The organism is Nocardia wallacei (assembly GCF_029869545.1).
GTDB lineage: Bacteria > Actinomycetota > Actinomycetes > Mycobacteriales > Mycobacteriaceae > Nocardia > Nocardia wallacei_A.
Genome location: NZ_JARWQD010000139.1, coordinates 1 through 13,537, shown reverse-complemented (window position 1 = coordinate 13,537; position 13,537 = coordinate 1). Strand labels below are relative to the sequence as shown.

Genomic DNA, 13,537 nt, shown 5'->3' with positions numbered 1-13,537 from the left:
CTATGTACTCCCGTCGGTCGTATCGCCGGTCACCGCGCGCGGCGACCCATTACAAAGCTGATGTGCGGCCGTCTGCGCGGTCGGCTCGTCCGCGGCGGCAGCCCCCTTCCGTTTCCGTTCCGGAACGGGGTCCCACCCACCAGGGTGCCAGGGTGCGCATTTGGCCAGGCGCACGGCCGTCAATCCGACCCCGACGACGAGACCGCGGGTGCGCAGGGCGGTCACCGCGTACTCGCTACAGGTCGGAGTGAAGCGGCACACCGGCATCCGCGTGGGGGAGACGTAGGTCCGATACAGCTCGATGAGGAAGATGAGCACGGTGGCGGGCAGCCTGGTCAGCACCGAGAGACGGCTCATGACTTGCCGCCCGCGTCGTTCGGGGTGGCATCGGCCGCATCCGCGACAACCGTTGCGGCCGTCGCGGTTTCGGGCAGCAGCTTGCGAAGCGCGGCGCGCACCTGTCGATCGAGTTCGGCCGAGGAGGCGGACGCGGCCCCGGGCAGCGCCCGGATCACGATGTCCGCCTCCGCGGGCAGCACATCCGCCAGGGGAGCACAGATATGACGCAGGCGGCGGGCCACACGGTGACGTACCACCGCGGTGCCCACCGCCTTGCTGACGATCAAACCGAAACGCGGACCGCCGATTCGAATCGACGGTCCGACGTTTTCGCCTCCGGTGTCGTCGGACGCCGGAGTGGTGATTAACGCATGCACGACCAGATCGCGCCTCCCGATTCGCCTGCCACGCCGCACCGTCCGGGAGAAATCGGCACGATGGTGCAGCCGGTACGGCTCAGGCAACACCCGAGTGTCCGAGCGCGTAACGGATGGCGGGATGCGGCGAACCGAACGGCGAGCGGGGCATGACGCCCATGCCGGTGCCGATGGATCAGGCCGTGAGCTTGGCGCGGCCCTTTTGCCGCCGCGCCGACACGATGGCGCGGCCCGCACGGGTGCGCATCCGGAGACGGAACCCGTGGACCCGCGCCCGACGACGGTTGTTCGGCTGGAACGTCCGCTTGCCCTTGGCCACGGTCAACACTCCTCGAGTTGGTGGGCGCCCGGCGGCACCCGAAGCTTGTGGGTAATGCTTGGTCTGCGACGAATCACATGGTCGTCCTCGGCGCAGCGCCCATCGAGACATGGGCAGCACGCAGCCGCCACCACGTCAATGGGTGACTGTACGAGAGTACTGACCGGCTCCGGCCAGGTCAAACCGGGGTCCCCGGCCCGCCACCCGGCGCTGACCTCGGACAACGACCGGTGAAACCGCCGCCGCAGTGACCGACGACACGGCCGTGAACCGGCCTTGCCGACGACTCACCCGGGCCGCTAGGCTACATAGCCAGAAGATTGCTGCAGAAGCGCTGGTCGAAGCGCTGCGTGGGGGCGCAAGGCAGCTCGACTCACATCACTGTGGTTCTCCACATCTGTGGATAATTGTGTGGAAAGACCCCTGGAGTGGCATATTCGTATGGCCGACGGCCACGCCTACGCTCGCGCTGCGGGGGGATGCGGGTGGTGTCCGACCGTCTGCTCCTATCTACCTATTCCGGGGAGGAAACGTACGTGGACGACGAGCAGAACGTGTTGACCGGCGTGTGGCCAGAGGTGGTCGCCGAACTCACCACGGGCTCGACCGACGGCGCCATTCCGCCGGTGACCAACGCCCAGAAGGCATGGTTGGGCCTGGTCAAGCCGTTGACGGTGGCGCAGGGATTCGCGCTGCTCTCGGTACCTTCCTCGCTGGCACAGGAGGCGATCGAGCGCGATCTGCGCGAGCCCATCCTGCGGTCGCTGGCCCGCCGCCTCGGTCCGCAGGTGGAGGGCCTCGGTGTCCGGATCGCCGCACCGGCGACGCAGCCGTCCGACCGGCCCGCCGGGCCGCCCCGGCACGCCCGCCTGACCTCCCGTCCCGAGCGGGTCCGCGAGGCCCCCCGCGAACCTGTGGGATATCCCGCGCAACCGGAGTACCAGGCGGCCCCGGAGTACCCCGCGCCGCGCTATCTCTCCCCAGGCGACTTCTCCGGCCGGGCCGACTATCCCCAGAACGAGTTCTCGGCGCAGCCGGTGGCCGGAGAATTGCCAGGCAACGGCCGACCGGACGAACCCGCGGCGCCCCGGCGCGACAGGGACCTACCCGCGGGGCCGGGTGGCGCCGGATCGCCGGGGCAGGAGTCGCTGTTCGCGTCCGAGCCCGAGCCCGCCCGCAGGCCCACGCCCCCGGAGCGACACGATGACGACGAGCCCGTGGTCAACGTGCGCAACTCGTGGCCGACCTACTTCGCGAAGACACCCGAGCCGACGCCGACGCCCCCGGCGTCCTCGGCCAGTCTCAACGCGAAGTACACCTTCGAGACGTTCGTCATCGGTGCGTCCAACCGTTTCGCGCACGCGGCCGCCGTCGCGATCGCCGAGGCTCCGGCGCGGGCCTACAACCCGCTGTTCGTCTGGGGGGCTTCCGGTCTGGGCAAGACCCATCTGCTGCACGCGGCCGGGCACTACGCCCAGCGGCTGTTTCCGGGGATGCGGGTGAAGTACGTATCGACCGAGGAATTCACCAACGACTTCATCAACAGCCTCCGCGACGACCGCAAGGTCGCGTTCAAGCGCCGCTACCGCGAGACCGACATCCTGCTGGTCGACGACATCCAGTTCATCGAGGGTAAGGAAGGCATCCAGGAGGAGTTCTTCCACACCTTCAACACCCTGCACAACGCCAACAAGCAGATCGTGGTGTCCTCCGACCGCCCGCCCAAGCAGCTGGCCACGCTGGAGGAACGGCTGCGCACCCGGTTCGAGTGGGGCCTGATCACCGACGTGCAGCCGCCGGAACTGGAGACCCGGATAGCGATCCTGCGCAAGAAGGCGCGCATGGATCGCCTCGACGTCCCGCACGACGTACTCGAACTCATCGCCAGCCGGGTGGAACGCAATATCCGCGAGCTGGAGGGCGCGTTGATCCGGGTCACGGCCTTCGCCTCGCTGAACGGGCAACCGCTGGACCTCTCGCTCGCGGAGGTGGTGCTGCGCGATCTGATGCCCGATACCACCACGATCGAGATCACCGCGTCGACGATCATGGCCGTCACCGCGGAGTACTTCAACACCACGCTCGAGGAGCTCACCGGCCCGGGTAAGGCACGGCCGCTGGCCCAGGCGCGGCAGATCGCGATGTATCTGTGCCGCGAGCTGACCGATCTGTCGCTGCCGAAGATCGGCCAGGCGTTCGGCCGCGACCACACCACGGTCATGTACGCCGAGAAAAAAGTGCGCAAGGAAATGACCGAGCGGCGCCGGGTGTACGACCAGGTTCAGGAACTCACAGCCCGTATCAAGCAGCGCTCCCGCTGATCCGCCTCCCCAAGCCGATCCACCCGTAGACCAGGGTGGATCGGCTTTTTCGTGTTGTGGATTCCTCGAGGAATCCCTGGGGAGTCCTCGAGGAATCCCCCTGTTCTCCACCGATTTACCCACAGTTCGACGGGAGGGGTGTTGACACCGCCACTCACACCTGCCGGTACACAGTTCGCACAGCCGAACCCATCCACGGCCCCGGACCTGCGTCGATCGGAAGTTGTGCCTGTGGATTCCTCGAGGAGTCCCTGTCAGCTCCTCGAGGAATCCTCGAGTTGTCCACCGGTTTGCGCACAGATGTGCACAAACCGGGCATCGTCATGGAACAACTCGAGGACCGCTCGAGGATGGGAGTGGGACAGATTCGTAACCTCCACAGCGACTCCTCGTTCATCCTCGAGTCACCCGCCGGACATCCCCACGCCGCCACGCCCCCCGAGCAGCGGATTCGCCCGTGGTCCACAGAATCCACAGTGCCTACTACTGTTTCAGTTCTTCTTCTTCAATAACTTCTTTCAAAACAGGGTGTGTGGAAACTCGGCTCGGGGAGCAACGGTGCGATCGGCATCGCGTGACTCGGTGAACGAACGAGCCCGGAGCAGAAGGTCCGCGCGGACCCGCGGGCGACGCACCGGGAGGGCGGCGTGGTCATTCGGCGGCCGCGCGGGTACGGTTTGTTGTCGGTCGCCTGTGCCACACTGCGGTGAGTACACGGGGGCGGCCGATCCAGTACCCCTGCATGAACCGGCGTCGAGCCGAAACGGATCACGACCGATCGAGACTTGGGAGAGGACATACCGGGCGATGGAGCTTGCAAGCATGAAGTTTCGGGTCGCTCGCGAGGATTTCGCCGAATCCGTCGCCTGGGTGGCCCGTAGTCTGCCGTCTCGTCCGCCGGTGCCGGTGCTCGGCGGCGTTCTCCTCGTTGCCGACGAGGACGGGCTGACGGTCTCCGGTTTCGACTACGAGGTCTCCGCCCAGATGCGAGTGGCCGCCGAGGTCGCGGGCCCCGGGCAGGTGCTGGTCTCCGGCCGCCTGCTGGCCGATATCACCAAGGCGCTGTCGAACAAGCCGGTGGATGTCTCCGTCGACGGCACCCGTGTGCTGATCGCCTGCGGCAGTGCGAAATTCTCGCTACCGACCATGCCGGTCGAGGACTATCCCCAGCTGCCCGAACTGCCTCCGCAGACCGGTGAGCTCGGGGTGGATGTGTTCTCCTCGGCCGTCGGCCAGGTGGCCGTCGCCGCCGGCCGCGACGACACGCTGCCGATGCTGACCGGCATCCGGGTCGAGATCGAGGGCTCCAAGGTCGTGCTGGCGGCCACCGACCGCTTCCGCCTCGCGGTCCGGCACCTGGAGTGGCAGCCCGGCCGCGACGACGTGGAGACCGCCGTCCTCGTGCCCGCGCGCACCCTGTCCGAGGCCGCCAAGACGCTGGGCACCTCCGACCAGCCGGTGCAGCTCGCCTTCGGCACCGGGACCGACGGCCTGCTCGGCATCGTCAACGGCGGCCGCCGCACCACGACCCGCCTGCTCGACGCGGAATTCCCCAAGTTCCGCCAATTGCTCCCCAAGGAACACACCTCGATCGCGACCCTGCAGGTGAGCGCGCTGATCGACGCCATCAAGCGCGTGGCGCTGGTGGCCGAGCGCGGCGCCCAGGTGCGCCTGGAGTTCTCCGAACAGGGCCTGCTGCTGTCGGCCGGCGGCGACGACGCGGGCCGCGCCGAGGAGTGGCTGGAGGCCGAATTCCGCGGCGAGCCACTGACGATCGCCTTCAACCCCGGCTACCTCAACGACGGTCTGTCCGCACTGCACGCCGACCGGGTGACGTTCGGTTTCACCACACCCAGCCGCCCGGCCGTGCTGTGCCCGACCACAGAGGAAGAGCCGGAGGTGCTCGAGTCCGGCGCCTTCGCGGCCCTGGACGGCACGTACACCTACCTGCTGATGCCGGTTCGCCTGCCGGGCTGAGCCCGTCGATGAGTACCGCACCCGATGGTCCGCGAGCGGTCATCGGGTCTGTGAACAATGTTGATAACTCTGTGAAAAACTCTGGGCACGTGGGCAACTCGGGCCGCCTACCGAGTTGTGCACGGCACCCGCGGGGACGGTGAACTGAGCGATGCACGTCCGGGCGTTGAGCCTGCGGGACTTTCGCTCGTGGGAGCAGACCGAACTCGAACTGTCCACGGGCCGAACGGTTTTCCTGGGTTCGAACGGCAACGGGAAGACGAATCTGGTCGAGGCGCTCGGCTACCTCGCCACCCTCGGCTCACACCGGGTGTCCACCGACGCGCCGCTGATCCGGCTGGGCGCGCAGCGTTCCCGAATCGGTGCGACCGTGGTGAATTCGGGTCGTGAGCTGCGGATCGATCTGGAGCTGAACCAGGGGTCGGCCAACCGCGCCCAGATCAATCGGTCGCCGGTGCGGCGGCCGCGGGAGATCCTCGGGATCCTGCAGACGGTGCTGTTCGCGCCGGAGGACCTGGCCCTGGTCCGGGGCGACCCGTCGGAGCGCCGCCGCTTCCTCGACGAGCTGTGCACCGCGCGGCTGCCCCGCCTGGCGGGGGTGCGCTCGGATTACGACCGGGTGCTGCGGCAGCGCTCGGCGCTGTTGAAAACCGCGGGCCGCCAGGCACGTTCGCGCTCCGGCACGCCCGCGGATCTGAGCACGCTGGACGTATGGGACGGCCATCTCGCCGCGCACGGCGGCGAATTGCTGGCCCAGCGGCTGCGGCTGGTCCACGAGCTGCACCCCCATCTGGAGCAGGCGTACCGCTCGATCGCCCCGGAGTCACGCACCGCGGCCATCCGCTACCGCAGCGCGTCGCTGCCGCCGGAATTCCTGGACGCCGATCGCGCCCCGCAGCCCGACGATGCGCCCGTCCTGGAGTCGATCATGCTGCGGGAATTGACCGCCGCGCGCGGGAAGGAACTCGAGCGCGGGGTGTGCCTGGTCGGTCCGCACCGCGACGATCTGGAGCTGCTGCTCGGTTCGGCGCCGGCGAAAGGCTTTGCCAGCCATGGCGAGTCGTGGTCGTTCGCGCTGGCGCTGCGGCTGGCCGCCTTCGAGCTGCTGCGCGGCGCGGGCACCGATCCGGTCCTGTTGCTGGACGACGTATTCGCCGAACTGGATCGCCGCCGTCGCGCCGCCCTGGCCGCGGTGGCCGCCACGGCGGAACAGGTGTTGATCACCGCGGCGGTCCCGGAGGACGTCCCGCCCGAACTCGAGGCCACCCCGCTGCGCGTCGAGACCACGGGCGAGGCGGACGAGCGCATCTCCCACATCGTGGATCAGTCCGGTGCCGCGCTCGCACCGCTGTCCGAAGACCCCTGATCCGGTTGTCACAACAATGTCACGTGACACCGGCCGCGGCGCGCCGGAAGTCGGGTGCCGACCGGCTAGCCTGTCCTGCAATGCCCGGCCCCGGGCATCCGGATGCCGACGGAGAGGAGTGGCGGTGGACGGACCCGAGTACGGCGATGCGGGAGCGGCCGCTCCGGCCGAGCCCGGTACCGAGCTGCGCGGTGTCGACCTGGCGCGGCGGGCGCGGGAGGAGGCCCGCGCCGCCGCCAAGACCAGCGGTAAGGCCGTCGGCCAGGGGCGGGCGTCGCCGCGCAAGGGCGGCGTGCGCGCGCTGCGCCGCCGCTCCGGATGGTCGGGTGCGCGTCCCGACGAGCGCGACCCGCAGCGGCTGTCCACCCTCGCCGGTGCCCTGGCGAAGAGCCGTGGCTGGTCCGGCAAGGTCGCCGAGGGCATGGTGTTCGGGCGGTGGGCGAGCGTGGTCGGCGAGGACGTCGCCGCCCACGCCACCCCGGTATCGCTGACCGACGGTGTGCTGAGCATCCAGGCCGAATCCACGGCGTGGGCGACCCAGCTGCGCATGCTGCAGGCCCAGATCCTCGCGAAGATCACCGCCGCGGTGGGTCAGGGCGTGGTCACGTCGCTGCGGATCAGCGGTCCGGCGGCGCCGAGCTGGCGCAAGGGCGAGCGGCACATCAAGGGCCGCGGCCCCCGCGACACCTACGGCTGAGGTTTCACGTGGAACCGGCTCGGACGCCGCGGATCTCGGGACGGTGGGAGCGCCGGTCGCCCGAAGATCGCTCAACTCTTCCGCAAACTTTCGCGAGCGACTTGCGATCGGCCGCTGAGGCCCGCCGGACCCCCGAAACCTACAACCGGACCCGGCAGCGATCGATTTCACGCACTCACGACGCTCTCAGGGGTGTCATAGGTGCATCCTGAGGCGGGTGTACCAGTAGGATGGGGGAGTAACTAGCGGCGATACCTTCGGCGCGTTCCGGGCAAGCCCGCGCGAGGACCCGTAATTCTCGAGCAGATGTCATTCGGGGTCCTCTGTGTGCTGTCCGACGCTGTGCCGAGGGATCAGCAAGTAAGGAGAGCTACCGAGCAGTGGCTGCCAACGACTCCAATGCAAGCGGCTCGACCCAGGGCGATCAGCAGGGCTACGGTGCCTCCAGCATCACGGTTCTGGAGGGCCTGGAGGCGGTCCGCAAGCGTCCCGGTATGTACATCGGCTCCACCGGTGAGCGCGGTCTGCACCATCTGATCTGGGAGGTTGTGGACAACTCCGTCGACGAGGCGATGGCCGGCTACGCCAGCCGCGTCGATGTGACCTTGCTGGCCGACGGCGGCGTCGAAGTGGTCGACGACGGCCGCGGCATCCCCACCAGCATGCACGCGCAGGGCATCCCCACCATCGAGGTGGTCATGACCCAGCTGCACGCCGGCGGCAAGTTCGACTCCGAGTCCTATGCGGTGTCGGGCGGTCTGCACGGCGTGGGTATCTCCGTGGTGAACGCGCTGTCGACCCGTCTCGAGGCCGATATCGACTACGGCGGCTTCAACTGGACCCAGGAGTACAAGGACGCGAAGCCCGGCAAATTGGTGCAGGGCGAGGCGACCAAGCGCACCGGCACCACCATCCGGTTCTGGGCCGACCCGGACGTCTTCGAGACCACCTACTACAACTTCGAGACGGTCTCGCGCCGGTTGCAGGAGATGGCGTTCCTGAACAAGGGCCTCACCATCACCCTGACCGATCAGCGGGTGAGCGAGTCCGAGGTCACCGAGGATGTGGTCAGCGAGACCGCCGAGGCGCCCAAGCACGCCGAGGGCGAGGACGCGCCGCCGCCCGAGCAGAAGGTCAAGACCCGCACCTATCACTACCCGGGCGGCCTCGAGGACTTCGTCAAGCACATCAATCGCACCAAGCAGCCGATCCACAACACGGTGGTGGGCTTCACCAGCAAGGGCACCGGCCACGAGCTCGAGGTGGCGATGCAGTGGAACTCGGGCTACTCCGAGTCCGTGCACACCTTCGCCAACACCATCAACACCCACGAGGGCGGCACCCACGAGGAGGGCTTCCGCGCGGCGCTCACCTCGGTGGTGAACAAGTACGCCAAGGACAAGAAGCTCATCAAGGAGAAGGACGGCAACCTCACCGGCGACGACATCCGGGAGGGCCTGGCCGCCATCGTGAGCGTGAAGGTCGGCGAGCCGCAGTTCGAGGGCCAGACCAAGACCAAGCTCGGCAATACCGAGGTCAAGTCGTTCGTGCAGCGCACCTGCAACGAGAATCTGGCGCACTGGTTCGAGGCCAATCCCGCCGATGCGAAGACCATCGTGCAGAAGGCGGTCTCCTCGGCGCAGGCCCGCGTAGCCGCCCGCAAGGCGCGCGAACTGGTGCGGCGCAAGAGCGCGACGGATCTGGGCGGTCTGCCCGGCAAGCTGGCCGACTGCCGCTCGAAGGATCCGCGCCTGTCGGAGGTCTACATCGTCGAGGGTGACTCCGCCGGCGGCTCGGCCAAGTCCGGCCGGGACTCGATGTACCAGGCGATCCTGCCGATCCGAGGCAAGATCATCAATGTCGAGAAGTCGCGCATCGACAAGGTCCTCAAGAACAACGAGGTCCAGTCGATCATCACCGCGTTCGGCACCGGCATCCACGACGAATTCGATATCGCCAAGCTGCGATACCACAAGATCATCCTGATGGCCGACGCCGACGTCGACGGCCAGCACATCAGCACCCTGCTGCTGACGCTGCTGTTCCGGTTCATGCGGCCGCTGGTCGAACAGGGGCACGTGTACCTGTCCTGCCCGCCGCTGTACAAGCTGAAGTGGCAGCGCAGCGAGCCGGAGTACGCCTACTCCGACCGCGAGAAGGACGCGATGCTGGAGCGCGGGCTGTCGAGCGGCAAGAAGATCAACAAGGACGACGGCGTGCAGCGCTACAAGGGTCTCGGTGAGATGAACCCGAAGGAGTTGTGGGAGACCACCATGGATCCCTCCACCCGCCTGCTGCGGCTGGTGACGCTGGACGATGCGGCCGCGGCCGACGAGCTGTTCAGCGTCCTGATGGGTGAGGACGTCGAAGCGCGGCGCAGCTTCATCACGCGCAACGCCAAGGATGTCCGCTTCCTCGACCTGTAGGGGGATGCCCGTCGTTCCGGAGGACGGAGGCGATGCGCCCCGGGATGACGAGTGATTCGCCCCGACCACCCGAAAAGACTTCCTACGGAGACTGATTCATGACCGAGACCACATTGCCTCCCGACGGCGGCGACCGTATCGAACCGGTCGACATCCAGCAGGAGATGCAGAACAGCTACATCGACTACGCGATGAGCGTGATCGTGGGCCGCGCGCTGCCCGAGGTGCGTGACGGTATGAAGCCCGTGCATCGCCGCATCCTGTACGCGATGTTCGACAACGGGTACCGCCCCGACCGCGGCTACGTGAAGTCGGCCCGCCCCGTCGCCGAGACCATGGGTAACTACCACCCGCACGGCGACGTGCCGATCTACGACACCCTGGTGCGCATGGCGCAGCCCTGGTCGCTGCGTTATCCACTGGTCGATCCCCAGGGCAACTTCGGTTCCCGCGGCAACGACGGCCCGGCCGCCATGCGCTACACCGAGTGCCGGCTCACCCCGCTGGCCATGGAGATGCTGCGCGAAATCGAAGAGGAGACGGTCGATTTCGCGCCGAACTACGACGGCCGCTCGCGCGAGCCCGTGGTTCTCCCCAGCCGTGTCCCCGCCCTGTTGATCAACGGGTCCGGCGGTATCGCGGTCGGCATGGCCACCAATATCCCGCCGCACAACCTGCGCGAGGTGGCCGAGGCGATCTACTGGGCGCTCGACAACCACGAGGCGGACGAGGAGACCACCCTCGCGGCCTGCATGGAGGCGGTCAAGGGCCCGGACTTCCCGACCCACGGCCTGATCGTCGGCACCCAGGGCATCCAGGACGCCTACAAGACGGGCCGCGGCTCGATCCGCATGCGCGGTGTGGTGGAGATCGAGGAGGACAATCGCGGTCGCACCACGATCGTCATCACCGAGCTGCCGTACCAGGTCAACACCGACAATTTCGTCAACGCGATCGCCGAGCAGGTCAAGGACGGCAAGATCGCGGGCATCTCCGACGTCCACGACGAGTCCTCGGACCGCGCGGGCATGCGGATCGTGGTGACGGTCAAGCGCGACGCGGTCGCCAAGGTCGTGCTGAACAACCTGTACAAGCACACCCAGCTGCAGACCAGCTTCGGCGCCAACATGCTGGCCATCGTCGACGGCGTGCCGCGCACCATGCGGCTGGATCAGCTGATCCGGCTCTACGTGGCCCACCAGTTGGACGTCATCGTCCGGCGCACCCGCTACCGGCTGCGCAAGGCCGAGGAGCGCGCCCACATCCTGCGCGGTCTGGTCAAGGCGCTGGACGCGCTCGACGAGGTCATCGCGCTGATCCGGCGCTCGGCCGACACCGAGACCGCGCGCACCGGCCTGATGGAGCTGCTCGAGATCGACGAGATCCAGGCGACCGCGATCCTGGACATGCAGCTGCGTCGCCTGTCCGCCCTGGAACGGCAGAAGATCATCGACGAGTTGGCGAAGATCGAGCTCGAGATCGCCGACCTGAAGGACATCCTGGACAAGCCGGAGCGGCAGCGCGCGATCGTCCGCGACGAGCTGAAGGAGATCGTCGACAAGCACGGCGACGACCGGCGAACCAAGATCGTGGCGGCCGACGGCGACGTGGCCGACGAGGATCTGATCGCCCGCGAGGACGTGGTCGTCACCATCACCGAGACCGGCTACGCCAAGCGCACCAAGACCGACCTGTACCGCAGCCAGAAGCGCGGCGGCAAGGGCGTGATGGGCGCCGGCCTCAAGCAGGACGACCTGGTCAAGCACTTCTTCGTCACCTCGACCCACGACTGGTTGCTGTTCTTCACCAACCTGGGCCGGGTGTACCGGGTCAAGGCCTACGAGCTGCCCGAGGCCAGCCGCGTCGCGCGCGGCCAGCACGTGGCCAACCTGCTGGCCTTCCAGCCGGAGGAGAAGATCGCCCAGGTCATCCAGATCAAGACCTACGAGGATCAGCCGTACCTGGTGCTGGCGACCCGCAACGGCCTGGTGAAGAAGTCGCGGCTGACCGACTTCGACTCCAACCGCAGCGGCGGCATCGTCGCGGTGAATCTGCGCGACAGCGACGAATTGGTCGGCGCCGCACTGTGTTCCGCGGAGGACGACCTGCTGCTGGTCTCGGCGCACGGCCAGTCGATCCGTTTCGCCGCCAACGACGAGGTGCTGCGCCCGATGGGCCGCGCCACCTCCGGCGTCCAGGGCATGCGGTTCAACACCGACGACTGGCTGCTGTCGCTGAACGTGGTCCGCGACGATACGTTCCTGCTGGTCGCGACGTCCGGCGGCTACGCCAAGCGCACCGCGATCGAGGAGTACACCGCGCAGGGCCGCGGCGGTAAAGGCGTATTGACGATCCAATACGATCCGAAACGTGGCAACCTGGTGGGCGCACTCATCGTCGACGACGAGGATGAGATCTACGCCATCACCTCCAGCGGCGGTGTGATCCGGACGGCGGCCAATCAGGTGCGCCGCGCCGGCCGACAGACCAAGGGCGTGCGATTGATGAACCTCGGCGATGGCGATACGTTGCTTGCGATCGCGCGCAACGCCGATGAGCCCGATCAGGTTTCCCTCGAAGAGGAGGCCAGCGGTGCGGACAAGCAGTAGGTTCGGAAAGCAGTAAGTTTCTTCACAGGCAGCGGCGGCACGACGGATCGAAGGAATCCCATTGACCACTCCGAATCAGCCGAATGACGAGCGGCACCACGCCAACGGTGTGACCGAGCGAATTGCGCCGTCTCCGATTCCGCCCCGGCCCATACCGCGGCCGGGCTCGGGAGGTGACAACGGCTCGGGAGGAGCATCCGAAGTGTCCGACAAGCAGGGCGAGGCGGGAAAGGCCGGGGAGCAGGCCCCCGCCGAGGGCGACGCACGATTCGAGAAGGGCTGGTCGCAGCTGCCGCAGCGGGAGCCGCAGTCGAATCTGCATCGTCCGGGTGAGCCGCCGGTGGCGGGCCGCCCGCAGGCGGGTGGCGGCCTGGGTGGCGGCATGACCAACGCCCGCACCACCGCCGACCTGGCGGCCAAGGCGGCCCGCAAGGAGGCCGCGATGGTGAAGTCCGTCGGCATCGACGGGCCCACCCGCAGCATCGCCCGGCCCGAGCTGGTCAAGGACATGCCGGATCTGTCGGAACTGCGGCACCCGTTGCCGCCGACCGAGGCTCCCGGCATGCAGGGCATTCCGCAACCGGCCGCCGTCTCCCCGGCGGTTCCGGCGGCGGTCGCCGCGGCCGCCGGTGGCGAGCCGCTGCGGGCGACGGTGCAGGTGCGCCACGTCGATCCCTGGTCGACGCTGAAGGTGTCGCTGGTGATCAGCGTGGCGATGTTCTTCGTGTGGATGCTGGCGGTCGGATTCCTCTACATCGTGCTGTCCGGCATGGGTGTGTGGGACAGGCTGAACAGCAGCTTCACCGACATCATGTCCAACGGCAGCTCGACGTCCACCGAGCTGATCGACGCCGGGACGGTGTTCGGTTACGCGGCGGTGATCGGCCTGATCAACGTGGTCCTGCTGACCGCGCTGTCCACGGTCGGGGTGTTCATCTACAACCAGTGCACCGATCTGGTGGGTGGCGTCCAGGTCACGCTGGCCGACCCGGACTAGTAGCCGCCGGGGGGGGGGGGGGGCGGGGGGCGGCGGGGGCGCGCCCCCCCACCCCGGATAGGGGATTTTGATGGCACGCCGCGGACGAGTGTGTAGGGCACGGGGGGGG

The 13,537-nt window shown here is 67.9% G+C and carries 10 protein-coding genes; 7 read left to right on the top strand and 3 right to left on the bottom strand.

Annotated features, from left to right (window positions below; all coding sequences use genetic code 11):
* The 3 genes from yidD to rpmH form a co-directional block, all read right to left on the bottom strand.
* Positions 1–357, bottom strand: coding sequence for a membrane protein insertion efficiency factor YidD (gene yidD, locus QH290_RS11135; RefSeq protein WP_280262845.1), 357 nt, complete (start codon positions 355–357; stop codon positions 1–3).
* Positions 354–806: a ribonuclease P protein component gene (rnpA, locus tag QH290_RS11130; protein WP_280262843.1), complete on the bottom strand. Its 453-nt coding sequence runs from the start codon at positions 804–806 to the stop codon at positions 354–356. Before rnpA ends, yidD begins: the two co-directional genes overlap by 4 nt.
* An 85-nt stretch (positions 807–891) precedes the next feature.
* A complete protein-coding gene (gene rpmH / locus QH290_RS11125; RefSeq protein ID WP_068025505.1) occupies positions 892–1,035 on the bottom strand; it encodes a 50S ribosomal protein L34 in 144 nt (47 codons plus the stop codon).
* A 536-nt stretch (positions 1,036–1,571) separates the two neighbouring features.
* On the opposite strand from rpmH, the gene dnaA reads away from it, so the two are divergent.
* The 7 genes from dnaA to QH290_RS11090 all read left to right on the top strand — a co-directional run bounded on the left by dnaA (position 1,572) and on the right by QH290_RS11090 (position 13,428).
* Positions 1,572–3,356 (top strand): chromosomal replication initiator protein DnaA, encoded by a 1,785-nt coding sequence (dnaA, locus tag QH290_RS11120; protein ID WP_280262838.1) that lies wholly within the window; start codon positions 1,572–1,574, stop codon positions 3,354–3,356.
* Positions 3,357–4,163: 807 nt separating this feature from the next.
* On the top strand, positions 4,164–5,333 hold the full coding sequence (gene dnaN, locus QH290_RS11115; RefSeq protein ID WP_280262835.1) for a DNA polymerase III subunit beta: 1,170 nt from the start codon (positions 4,164–4,166) through the stop codon (positions 5,331–5,333).
* Between the two features lie 151 nt (positions 5,334–5,484).
* Complete coding sequence (gene recF / locus QH290_RS11110; RefSeq protein WP_280382789.1) at positions 5,485–6,699, top strand: DNA replication/repair protein RecF; 1,215 nt, start codon at positions 5,485–5,487, stop codon at positions 6,697–6,699.
* A 124-nt stretch (positions 6,700–6,823) separates the two neighbouring features.
* Entirely contained in the window at positions 6,824–7,396 is a 573-nt protein-coding gene (locus QH290_RS11105; RefSeq protein WP_280382788.1) for a DUF721 family protein, read from the top strand.
* A gap of 380 nt (positions 7,397–7,776) precedes the next feature.
* Positions 7,777–9,822 (top strand): DNA topoisomerase (ATP-hydrolyzing) subunit B, encoded by a 2,046-nt coding sequence (gyrB, locus tag QH290_RS11100; RefSeq protein WP_280262828.1) that lies wholly within the window; start codon positions 7,777–7,779, stop codon positions 9,820–9,822.
* 98 nt (positions 9,823–9,920) lie between these two features.
* The gene (gene gyrA / locus QH290_RS11095) at positions 9,921–12,431 is read left to right on the top strand and encodes a DNA gyrase subunit A (protein WP_280262826.1); all 2,511 of its coding nucleotides are present in this window, start codon (positions 9,921–9,923) and stop codon (positions 12,429–12,431) included.
* Between the two features lie 61 nt (positions 12,432–12,492).
* Complete coding sequence (locus QH290_RS11090) at positions 12,493–13,428, top strand: DUF3566 domain-containing protein (RefSeq protein WP_280262824.1); 936 nt, start codon at positions 12,493–12,495, stop codon at positions 13,426–13,428.
* Positions 13,429–13,537 lie beyond the last annotated feature (109 nt).

What these genes read in the sequence shown, in the direction of transcription:
- gyrA (WP_280262826.1), top strand. Translation starts at nt 9,921, where the DNA reads ATGACCGAGACCACATTGCCTCCCGACGGCGGCGACCGTATCGAACCG.
- dnaN (WP_280262835.1), top strand. Translation starts at nt 4,164, where the DNA reads ATGGAGCTTGCAAGCATGAAGTTTCGGGTCGCTCGCGAGGATTTCGCC.
- recF (WP_280382789.1), top strand. Translation starts at nt 5,485, where the DNA reads ATGCACGTCCGGGCGTTGAGCCTGCGGGACTTTCGCTCGTGGGAGCAG.
- yidD (WP_280262845.1), bottom strand. Translation starts at nt 357, where the DNA reads ATGAGCCGTCTCTCGGTGCTGACCAGGCTGCCCGCCACCGTGCTCATC.